11 protein-coding genes and 1 tRNA gene are annotated in these 10,070 nt (G+C 68.0%); 10 read left to right on the forward strand and 2 right to left on the reverse strand.

Annotated elements, in window-relative coordinates; genetic code table 11:
* Window positions 1-488, forward strand: a 488-nt coding sequence (locus tag H7290_RS05960) for a CBS domain-containing protein (protein WP_290513105.1), incomplete at its 5' end; no start/stop codon positions are given.
* 41 nt (window positions 489-529) lie between these two features.
* The gene (locus tag H7290_RS05965) at window positions 530-3,055 is read left to right on the forward strand and encodes a penicillin acylase family protein (protein WP_290513106.1); all 2,526 of its coding nucleotides are present in this window, start codon (window positions 530-532) and stop codon (window positions 3,053-3,055) included.
* A 39-nt stretch (window positions 3,056-3,094) separates the two neighbouring features.
* Here H7290_RS05965 and H7290_RS05970 read toward each other — a convergent pair whose 3' ends face one another.
* Window positions 3,095-3,661 (reverse strand): 5-formyltetrahydrofolate cyclo-ligase, encoded by a 567-nt coding sequence (locus tag H7290_RS05970; protein ID WP_290513107.1) that lies wholly within the window; start codon window positions 3,659-3,661, stop codon window positions 3,095-3,097.
* A 74-nt stretch (window positions 3,662-3,735) separates the two neighbouring features.
* Here H7290_RS05970 and H7290_RS05975 point away from each other — a divergent pair, with 74 nt between their 5' ends.
* The 8 genes from H7290_RS05975 (at window position 3,736) to H7290_RS06010 (ending at window position 9,694) form a co-directional block, all read left to right on the forward strand.
* Window positions 3,736-5,106, forward strand: coding sequence for a UTP--glucose-1-phosphate uridylyltransferase (locus tag H7290_RS05975; RefSeq protein ID WP_290513108.1), 1,371 nt, complete (start codon window positions 3,736-3,738; stop codon window positions 5,104-5,106).
* 218 nt (window positions 5,107-5,324) lie between these two features.
* Complete coding sequence (gene glp / locus H7290_RS05980) at window positions 5,325-6,545, forward strand: gephyrin-like molybdotransferase Glp (protein WP_290513109.1); 1,221 nt, start codon at window positions 5,325-5,327, stop codon at window positions 6,543-6,545.
* On the forward strand, window positions 6,545-7,036 hold the full coding sequence (gene moaC / locus H7290_RS05985; protein WP_290513110.1) for a cyclic pyranopterin monophosphate synthase MoaC: 492 nt from the start codon (window positions 6,545-6,547) through the stop codon (window positions 7,034-7,036). The genes glp and moaC overlap by 1 nt, the downstream gene beginning before the upstream one ends.
* Before the next feature lie 10 nt (window positions 7,037-7,046).
* The gene (locus H7290_RS05990) at window positions 7,047-7,550 is read left to right on the forward strand and encodes a MogA/MoaB family molybdenum cofactor biosynthesis protein (RefSeq protein ID WP_290513111.1); all 504 of its coding nucleotides are present in this window, start codon (window positions 7,047-7,049) and stop codon (window positions 7,548-7,550) included.
* A gap of 50 nt (window positions 7,551-7,600) precedes the next feature.
* Window positions 7,601-8,146 (forward strand): GNAT family protein, encoded by a 546-nt coding sequence (locus H7290_RS05995; RefSeq protein ID WP_366927601.1) that lies wholly within the window; start codon window positions 7,601-7,603, stop codon window positions 8,144-8,146.
* Window positions 8,147-8,239: 93 nt separating this feature from the next.
* Window positions 8,240-9,160, forward strand: coding sequence for a hypothetical protein (locus tag H7290_RS06000; RefSeq protein WP_290513112.1), 921 nt, complete (start codon window positions 8,240-8,242; stop codon window positions 9,158-9,160).
* Window positions 9,161-9,203: 43 nt separating this feature from the next.
* Window positions 9,204-9,279 (forward strand) — tRNA-Ala (locus tag H7290_RS06005).
* 253 nt (window positions 9,280-9,532) lie between these two features.
* Entirely contained in the window at window positions 9,533-9,694 is a 162-nt protein-coding gene (locus H7290_RS06010) for a hypothetical protein (protein ID WP_290513113.1), read from the forward strand.
* Window position 9,695: 1 nt separating this feature from the next.
* Here H7290_RS06010 and H7290_RS06015 read toward each other — a convergent pair.
* On the reverse strand, window positions 9,696-10,070 hold a 375-nt coding region (locus H7290_RS06015; protein ID WP_290513114.1), incomplete at its 5' end, for a cutinase family protein.

Here is a 10,070-nt window from a genome sequence, read left to right on the forward strand (position 1 = left end):
CGGGGCTGGTCGAGGAGTCCAGGCGCGAGGGTCTGCTCGACGAGCACGAGTACGGCTTGGTGTCCGGTGCGCTCGATTTCTACAAGGGCACCGTCGACCAGGTCCTGCTGGCACGCGACGGCCTCGTGACGATCTCGGCGGACGCCACCCCGGTCGACGTCGAGCGGGCGTGCGCCGTGACAGGGTTCTCCCGCTTCCCGGTGCTCGACGCGATGGGCGAGATTGCCGGCTACCTGCACATCAAGGACGTGCTCGAGAACGACGAGGCATCGCGGATGGAGACCATTGCCGACAAATGGCTGCGCCCGCTGGCCACGGTCGTTGTCGGATCGGGCCTGTACGACGCGCTACGCACGATGCAGGCACGCGGATCGCACATGGCCCGGGTCGCCGACCCGTCCGGTGTGGTGCTCGGAGTGATCATGCTCGAGGACGTCCTTGAGGAGCTCGTCGGAGAGATTCGCGGCACCGGGGCAGAACAGATCTGACACGAGGCACAGTGCACTCGCTCACAAGGCACAATGGGCCGGTGCGTCGCTTCCTGATCGTCATCTCGGCCCTGCTCGCCGCTGTCCTCGTCGGCGTCGCCGTCCTCGCGTTCATCTCGGTGCGCAAGTCGTTTCCCGACACGGCAGGGGAGGTGCGGGTCAGCTCACTGAACAGTGACGTCACCGTCAAGCGCGACGGCAAGGGCATTCCGCAGATCTACGCCGACGATCCCGAGGACCTCTTCTTCGGCCAGGGTTTCGTGCACGCCCAGGACCGCTTCTACGAGATGGACTTCCGGCGCCACGTGACGGCCGGGCGGCTCGCCGAGCTGGTGGGCAAGAATGCCCTCGACACCGCCAAGTACGCCCCCACGCTCGGCTGGAGGCGGGTGGCGCAGCAGGAGCTCGCGCTGCTCGACGACAAGACCGTGGCCCTCCTCAACGCGTACAGCCGGGGAGTCAACTCCTACATCGACGGCAAGACCGGTTCTGACCTGTCGCTGGAGTACAGCATCCTGTCGCTGACCGGCCCCGACTATCGCCCCGAGCCGAGGACCCCGGTCGACTCGCTGGCCTGGATCAAGGCGATGGCGTGGGACCTACGCAGCAACATGAGCGACGAGATCAGCCGAGTGTTGTCGACCGAGAAGCTCACGGTCGACCAGGTGGAAGACCTGTACCCGGACCATCCGAAGGACCACGACACGATCGTGGGCCGCTCGGGGAACCTCGATGGCGGGACCTTCGGACCGCGGCCGACCGAGCCCGGTCTGGCCCGATCAGCCGTGGCCTCCCTGACGAGCGCGCAGAAGGGAGCCGCCGCGCTGCCCGCCCTGCTCGGCACAGGCGACGGCATCGGTTCGAACTCCTGGGTCGTCGACGGGCGGCACACCACCACCGGCAAGCCGATGCTCGCCAACGACCCGCACCTGGCACCGTCGATGCCGGGCATCTGGTACCAGGTCGGGCTGCACTGTCGCACGGTGTCGAAGGCCTGCCCGTACAACGTCGCCGGGTTCTCGTTCTCGGGCCTGCCGGGTGTGGTGATCGGTCACAACGCGAAGATCGCGTGGGGGGTCACCACGATGTACGCCGACGTCGCCGACCTCTACCTCGAGAAGGTTGACGGCGACACCTACGAGTACGACGGGAAGAAGGTCGCGCTCGAGCTGCGCCGGGAGACCTTCAAGGTCGCCGGCGGGAAGGCCACGTCGATCATCGTCCGATCGACCCAACACGGCCCGATCCTGTCGGACCTCGACGACGACATCGCCAACGTCGGCGCCGGGAAGCAGTCGACGACCACCACCGGCAGCTATGCCGTCGCCCTGCGCTGGACCGCCCTGACCCCGCAGCCGACCATCAAGGCGGTGTTCGCGCTGGACACGGCGCAGAACTGGGACGATTTCCGCGCCGCAGCCAAGCTGTTCACGGTGCCGTCGCAGAATCTCATCTACGCCGATGTCGACGGCAACATCGGCTACCAGTCGCCGGGCACGATCCCGATCCGCACGAAGGGCGACGGACGCTGGCCGGTCCCGGGCTGGGACTCGGCCTACTCGTGGAAGGGCTCGATCCCGTTCGAAGCCCTTCCTACGGTCTACAACCCCGACGAGGGTGTCATCGTCACGGCCAACAACAAGGTCATCGGCGACCAGTACCCCCTGAACCTCGGTGCCGACACCGCCCCCGGCTACCGCTCGCAGCGCATCCGAGACCTGCTGACGGCAAAGGTGGGTGGCAAGCAGAAGAAGTTCTCGGTGCACGACATGAGCCGCCTGCAGATGGACACCTACAGCGCCAACGCCGAGCAGCTCGTGCCGGCGCTTCTCGACGTCCCGCTGGGCAGCCGCTACTACCGCCAGGGCCAGGACACGTTGCGGGGTTGGGACTTCCGTCAGCCTGCTGACTCCGCTGCCGCTGCCTACTTCAACGTCGTCTGGAAGAACCTGGTGGAGCTGACCTTCCACGACGAGCTCCCCAAGAGTGAGTGGCCCGACGGTGGCGAGCGATGGTTCAACGTCATGCGGACCATCCTTGGCAAGCCGAACAGCCCCTGGTGGGATGACGCCACGACATCAGGGCGCAGGGAGACGCGCGACGAGGTGCTCGCCGAGGCGATGCGGCGGGCGCGTGACGAGCTCACGATGATCCAGTCGCGCAATCCGCGCGAGTGGTCGTGGGGACGCCTTCACCGGCTGACCCTCGTCAACCCCACGCTGGGTGACTCCGGCGTCGGGGTCGTCGACCGCCTCTTCAATCGCGGCCCTTACGACGTCGCCGGCGGAGGTGGCCTCGTCGATGCCACCAGCTGGGATGCGAGCAAGGGTTACGAGGTCACGGCGGTGCCCTCGATGCGCATGGTGGTCGACCTCGCCAACCTCGACAGGTCGCGCTGGATCCAGCTCACCGGCGCTTCGGGTCACGCCTTCCAGGCGCACTACAACGATCAGACCGAGCTGTGGGTCGACGGCCAGACCCTGCCCTGGTTGTTCTCGGCGAAGGCAGTGGAGGGGGCCGACGACGACACCCTCACCCTCGTCTCCACCAGGGGCCGCACGTCATAGCGTCATCACCAGGGAGACGTCGGGCAGGTCGGTTGTCCGTCAGGGGACGCGGAACAGGCCGTCGGGCGTGACGGCCATCTGCACCGGCACGTCATGTGGTTCGTGCGGCACCTCGGGCAGCAGCTCGTGGGTGAAGACAAGGGCGCACACCGGTCGGTCGACGCCGGCCAGCGCCCGGTCGTAGTAGCCCGCACCACGTCCCAGCCGGTGGCCGGTGTGGTCGACCGCGAGGGCCGGGACGATGACGGCGCCGCAGGTGTCGAGAGCTGCGGCACCCAGACGCGGCCCGTCCGGCTCCGGTATGCCAAGCGGGTTCACGACGAGCAGAGCTGCGGGATCGTGGGCCACCCATTCCAGCGAGTGGTCGGCGAGGCTGAGCGGCACGACGACCTCGATGCCGTGATCGATCAGTGCGGCGATGAGTGGTGCGGTCCCGGGCTCGGACGGCATCGACAGGTAGCACGCCACGCGTCGGGCTCGTGACACCACCGGCACGGCCAGGACGTGGAGCGCGATCGCCTCGGCAGCGTCGGCACGCGCCGACGTGGTCATGGCCCGGCCCCGCGCGAGCAGGTCGGCGCGCACCTGTGCCTTGTCCTGCGTCACCCGGCTGACGCTAGTCCATTCCTGACTCCTGCATGTAAGGCACGACCAGCGCCCGACCGATAGGGTTTTGCCTCATGGGGGGACTTGAGCAGGCGCAGCAGCGGATGACCGAGGCCGACGTGCCGCAGAGGGCGATCGATGTCTTCTCGGACTTCTACGCTCAGCTCGAGCGCGGTGCCACCGGGATGGTGCCCGAGTCCGAAGTCGATCCCCTCGACGACGTCGATCACGTCAACGACCTCGAGATCGGCGAGCAGCAGTGCCGCGACGCCGCCTCGGTGACTGCGGTCATCAAGCCCAACGGCGGCCTCGGGACCTCGATGGGGCTCGACAAGGCCAAGACGTTGCTGCCGGTGCGCGCCGACCTCACGTTCCTCGACGTCATCGTGGGTCAGGTACGGCACCTGCGCGAGTCGCTCGACGTGCGCATGCCGCTGATCTTCATGGACAGCTTCCGCACCCGCGACGACACGCTGGCGGCCCTCGCCAAGTACGACGACCTCGCCGTCGATGGCCTCCCGACCGACTTCCTGCAGAACCGTGAGCCCAAGCTGCGCGCGGACGACCTCACACCGGTCGACTGGCCGGCAAATCCCATGCTCGAGTGGTGCCCGCCGGGACACGGCGACCTGTACACGGCGCTTGAGGTCTCGGGCATCCTCGACACCTTGATCGAGGCCGGGTTCCGCTATGCCACGGTGTCGAACGCCGACAACCTGGGCGCGGCGCCCGACCCGGCCATGATGGGCTGGTTCGCGGCTTCTGGTGCCCCTTACGCCGCGGAGGTCTGCCGACGCACCCCAGCCGACGTCAAGGGTGGCCATATCGTCAGGCGCAAGAGCGATGGGCGGCTCGTGCTGCGCGAGACGGCCCAGATTCCGCCCGACGACGCCGAGGCGGCGGCAGATCCGCAGCGGCACCGCTACTTCCACACCAACAACCTGTGGTTCGATCTGCGGGTCATGAGGACGACGCTCGAGGAGCGCGGCGGCATCCTCGGCCTGCCCCTCATCCGTAACGACAAGACCGTCGACCCGACCGACCCGACCTCGACGAAGGTCGTGCAGATCGAGTCGGCCATGGGTGCCGCGGTCGAGGTGTTCGACGGGGCCACGGCGATCGAGGTGGACAGGTCCCGGTTCCTGCCGGTCAAGACCAGCAACGACCTGCTGCTGCTGAGGTCGGACGTCTACGGCGTCGGCGAGGACTTTCGCGTCCGGGCCCAGGTGAGCAACCCTCCGTTGATCGATCTCGACCGCCGATTCTTTGCCTCGATCGCCGACTTCGACGCCCGTATCCCGGAGGCGCCGTCGCTCGTCGACGCCCACTCGCTGACTGTCAAGGGCGACTGGAGGTTTGGGCGCGGCGTCGTCGTCCGCGGCGATGCCACGCTGGAGGACACCGGCGCGGCCGAGAGCGTCCCTGCAGCCGCACAGTTAGGCTGACACGCATGTCGCCAGGAGATACCGAGGACGGACCGGAGCAGAGCATGCTTCCGATGGGTCCCGACGCCCCGAGCGAACCGGCGCCACCAGAGCCGGAGTCGGAGGCACAGCCGCAACCGGAACCGCCCCCGGCGCCAGCAGCCGAACAGGCACCCCCGACGCCGGCGCCAGCGCCGTCCGAGCCCAGGAGGCCCCGCCCGGCCAGCGTCCGCGAAGGCATGCTGACGGTCGAGGACCACCTCGAGAAGATCCTGCGTGGCATCGGGCCGCTCGGTGCCTACGACCAGCCGCTGGTCGAGTCGCTCGGGCTGCCGATGGCAGAGTCCTTCGTCAGCACCACCGACCTGCCGCGCTTCGACAACTCCGCCATGGATGGTTATGCCGTTCGCGCCGAAGACCTGGTCGATGCCAGCCCGGAATCACCCGTCACGCTGCCCGTCGTCGGAGAGATCGCGGCCGGATCAGCCAAGCCCTTCGCCATCAGTGCGGGCACAGCGGTCAAGATCATGACCGGCGCGCCCATCCCGCGTGGAGCCACCGCGGTGGTGCCGTTCGAGAAGACCGACCGCGGGAATGCGCGGGTGGTGATCCACGCCTCGCCTGCCGCCGGCGCGTGCATCCGTCTGAGGGGTGGCGACGTCAAGGTCGGAGACCAGGTGCTCGACGAGGGCACGGTTCTCGGGCCGCGCGAGATCGGCCTGCTGGCGGCACTCGGAGCCCCGAGGGTCAAGGCCCGTCCGCGACCCCGCGTCGTCGTCATCTCGACGGGCACCGAGCTTCGCGAGCCGGGCACCCACCTCGACTACGACTCGATCAACGACGGCAACAGCTACATGCTTGCCGCAGCGGTCCGTGCGGCCGGGGCCATCTGCTACCGCGTCGGCGCCGTCGATGACAACCCCAAGACCTTTCGGCGGGTGCTCTCCGACCAGCTCGTGCGCGCCGACCTCGTGGTGACGAGCGGCGGCATCAGCAAGGGCGACCACGACGTCGTCAAGGAGACGCTCTCGGCGCTGGGCACGGTCGACTTCGTCGAGGTCGCGATGCAGCCGGGCAAGCCACAGGGCTTCGGCCGGGTGTTCGATGAGCAGACGCCCATCATCACCTTGCCGGGCAACGCCGTCTCGGCCTACGTGTCGTTCGAGATCTTTGTGCTGCCCGCGATCCGCCGCATGATGGGCCGCTCGCCCTACCGGCGCCCCATGGTCCATGCCGTGCTGGCCTCCGACCTGCAGTCGCCCTCCGGCACCCGGCAGTACATCCGGGCGGTCTTCGAGGTCACGCACAGGGGAGCGAAGGTCACCCCCATCGTGGGCAGCGGCTCCCACCTTGTCGGCGCACTCGCCCAGGCCAATGCGCTGATCATCGTCGGGGAGGACCAGACCGCACTCAACCTTGGCGACACCGTCCGCACCCTCGTCCTCGATCGGCCGTTCTAGTGGTCAACCGGCTCACCCACGTCAATGACGCGGGTGCGGCACGCATGGTCGACGTCACCGCCAAGGACGTCACTGCCCGGTCGGCCACGGCCCGGGGGAGGGTCGAGGTCAGCGCCGTTGTCATCGAGCTGCTGCGTGGTGACGGTGTGCCCAAGGGCGACGCCATTGCCACCGCGCGCATCGCCGGCATCATGGCCACGAAGCGCACACCTGACCTCATCCCGTTGTGCCATCCGCTGGCGATCGGGGGCGTCGAGGTCGACCTCGACATCCTCGACGGCGCCGCGGGTGGGGGAGGGGTCGTGGCCATCACCGCCACGGTTCGCACTGCCGACCGCACCGGGGTCGAGATGGAGGCCCTCACCGCCGTCAGCGTCGCGGCACTCACGATCGTCGACATGGTCAAGGCGGTCGACAAGCTCGCCCGCATCACCGACATCGAGGTGGTCGCGAAGTCCGGCGGCAAGAGCGGCGACTGGACCCGAGCATGAGGATCCGGTCGTGAAAGGCAGCGTCGTCGTGGCCTCCAACCGTGCCGCGGCCGGCATCTACGAGGACACCACCGGGCCGTTGATCGTCGCTGCGCTGCGCGCGTGGGGATTCGACGTCGACGACCCCGTCGTCGTCGGTGACGGCGCGCCCGTCGGGGCCGCTATCGCCGCTGCGCTCGATGCTGGTGCGCTCGTCGTGATGACGACCGGTGGCACCGGCATCAACCCCACCGATCGCACCCCCGAGTTCACGCGGCCTCTGCTCGATCGTGAGCTACCAGGGGGTGCCGAAGCCATCCGTGCCCACGGCGTCGCCCAAGGCGTCCCGACCGCGATGCTGTCGCGTGGGCTTGCGGGAGTCGCCGGCAATGCGGTCGTCATCAACCTCCCCGGCTCGCGCGGTGGGGTCAAGGACGGGCTGGCCGTGCTCGCGGACGTCGTGCCGCACGCTGTCGACCAGCTGCACGGCGGAGATCATGTACAAAGTGGCGATCATGTACAGAGCGCGCCCTGAGCCCCGGCTGGCCGGTCACCCTCACGCGCGGGCCGATCGGCGTTCGACCGCTGCGCCGTCGTGACGCGGGCTCGTGGGCCCGGTTGCGCACGGCCAACAGCGAGTGGCTCAGCCCGTGGGAGGCGACGCTGCCGCGCGAGGCCGGTCGGCCCGCGACATCGTATGTCGGCATGATCGGCACACTGCGGCGGCGCGGGCGGCTCGGGCAGACCATGCCGTTCGCGCTGACGTGGAACGGCGAGATGATCGGCATGCTCACCGTCAACGGCATCTCGTGGGGCTCGGCTCGCTGGGCCAACGTCGGCTATTGGGTAGCTCGCAGTCATGCCGGCCGGTCCATCACCCCCACGGCCGTGGCACTGGTGTGTGACCATCTCATGTCGACGGCGGGCCTGCACCGTATCGAGATCGCGATCCGTCCCGAGAACGCGGCAAGTCTTCGGGTGGTCGAGAAGCTCGGATTCACCGAGATCGGGCTCGCGCCGAGATTCCTCCACATCGCGGGCGACTGGCGCGACCACCGGGTGTTCCAGATCCTTGCCGAGGACGCGCCGGAGGGCCTCGTGGCCCGCCTGCCCCCCATCTCTCCTGACTGACTGACCCCCAACGTCGAAACCTCCACAAGTTCTCGGGCGACACACGGCCGTGGCTGCCGGGGAACGCGACCCCTTGCGCCTACCGTTTTCCACGTGGGTTCGAGCAATGGGTTGATCATCGCGTTCGTCGTCGTCGTGTGGGCGGCGTACTTCATTCCGCTTGCCCTGCGCCGCTACGACGATGCCAGCAAGCATGCCTCCATCGAGACAGACGGATCGCGCAGTCGTGTCATCGCCCGGCCCAAAACTGTGGTGCAAGAACCCGTCGTCGAGCCGGTCGAGAAGGTCCAGGCGGCTGCCACGGTGGCACCTGCTCGCGATCGTCCCGCTGCTCAGCTGGCTGCGAAGCGGCGTCGCCGCACCCTTCTGACTCTTCTCGCCGTGCTCGTGGTTGTCGGCGGGCTCGCCGGCTTCGCCGTCATCGCCGCCTATTGGGTGGTCGTTCCGGTCGCACTGGTGGCGGCGTGGCTGGTGGCGTGCCGCATCCAGGTGCGTGGCGAGCTCGGCATCGCAGCAACATGGGGCACGGCATCAAAGGCCACGATGGCAAAGGTCAGTGCATCAAAGGTCAGTGCGCCAAAGATCAGTCTCCCGCGCCTGCACGTGCCGCACTTCAGCGCAGCCAGGCTGCGCACGTCAGCCTTCAGCCGCACCGTCGCGGAGGAGGTCACCGACGAGGAGGAGACGATCGTCGTCACGGGCCTTTTCGAGGACATCAACCCCGGGCGCAAGAATCTCATGGAGCACGCCGAGCTCGAGGCTGATGCCCTTGACGACCAGATCGTCATTGCCGTGCCATCGGTGTCGACGACCGGCGAAGCGCTCTGGGATCCGCTGCCCGTCACCCTCCCGACCTACGTCACCAAGCCGCGCGCCGGGCGCACGGTGCGAACGATCGAGTTTGGCCAGGCCGGGGCGTGGACATCGGGCCACATCGAAGGCGAGGACGTCGAGCTGCCCCACCGCAGGGATGCAGTCGAAGCCGACCACGAGCGCCACGCCGTCGGTCACTGACCAGCCTGATAATGTTGTCGAGCACCCTGTTGGTCGGGGAGCTGGGGCATTGGCGCAGTTGGTAGCGCGCTTCGTTCGCATCGAAGAGGTCAGGAGTTCGAATCTCCTATGCTCCACCACTTGTTCGGTGTCGGTTGACATCTGAATGTCATGCGATGGCACGTCGGCTCTCACTCTCTGACGATTGCCGCGCCGCGTTTTTCTGAGCGACGGGGCAGCTCGCCCAGGGTTGTTGCCCGGTCGTCTGGACATCGTCGAGTCCGCGTTCGCGTTCGCCAGCCGGCTCCCCGCGTGCGCCTTGTGACAAACTGCGCGATGATCGAGATGACAACCGGTCACTGATCCGGTGCAATCTGAGTCGGGGTCAGGATGATGGAAACGCACACGCACGAGTGGATGCCGCCGGTACTCGAGGACGACTACATACCCGGCATCCCTGTCTACGTCACACGCTGTGGCTGCGGGGTCGTCAAGGGCAGCGAGCCGTCGAGCCCGCAGATCGTGACGACCTCAGCCCGCGTAGCTTCCCGCTGAATCAGCCCACCCCGCTGCGGCGCAGCATGGCGTCGAGCTGCCTGCCGGCCGATCGCGCGCTCGTGGCCCTCTCGTAGAAGTGGCGATGGGTCGACGATGGCGAGGCGGGCCCACCGTCGGCGGGGCGGTTGCAGATCTCGTCCTTCGCGACGCAGAACGTGATGGCCTTGTCACGCACATGCTTGCCCATCAGCGCGCCGGCGCCGAACTTCCCGGGCCCGGGGGTCTTTGTGGAGTATGACCAGGTCCTGATGCTGTCGGCAGGGTTCTTCACGGGGTCGGCGATCATCGCCACGACCGCGACGCGTCGCGCCTGCGCGGCGGTCAGGTCGGCCGAGAAGTTGTGCACCACGTTGGCTCCCTGGCTGAAGCCGAC

It is taken from the genome of Aeromicrobium sp., from assembly GCF_014378035.1.
GTDB lineage: Bacteria > Actinomycetota > Actinomycetes > Propionibacteriales > Nocardioidaceae > Aeromicrobium.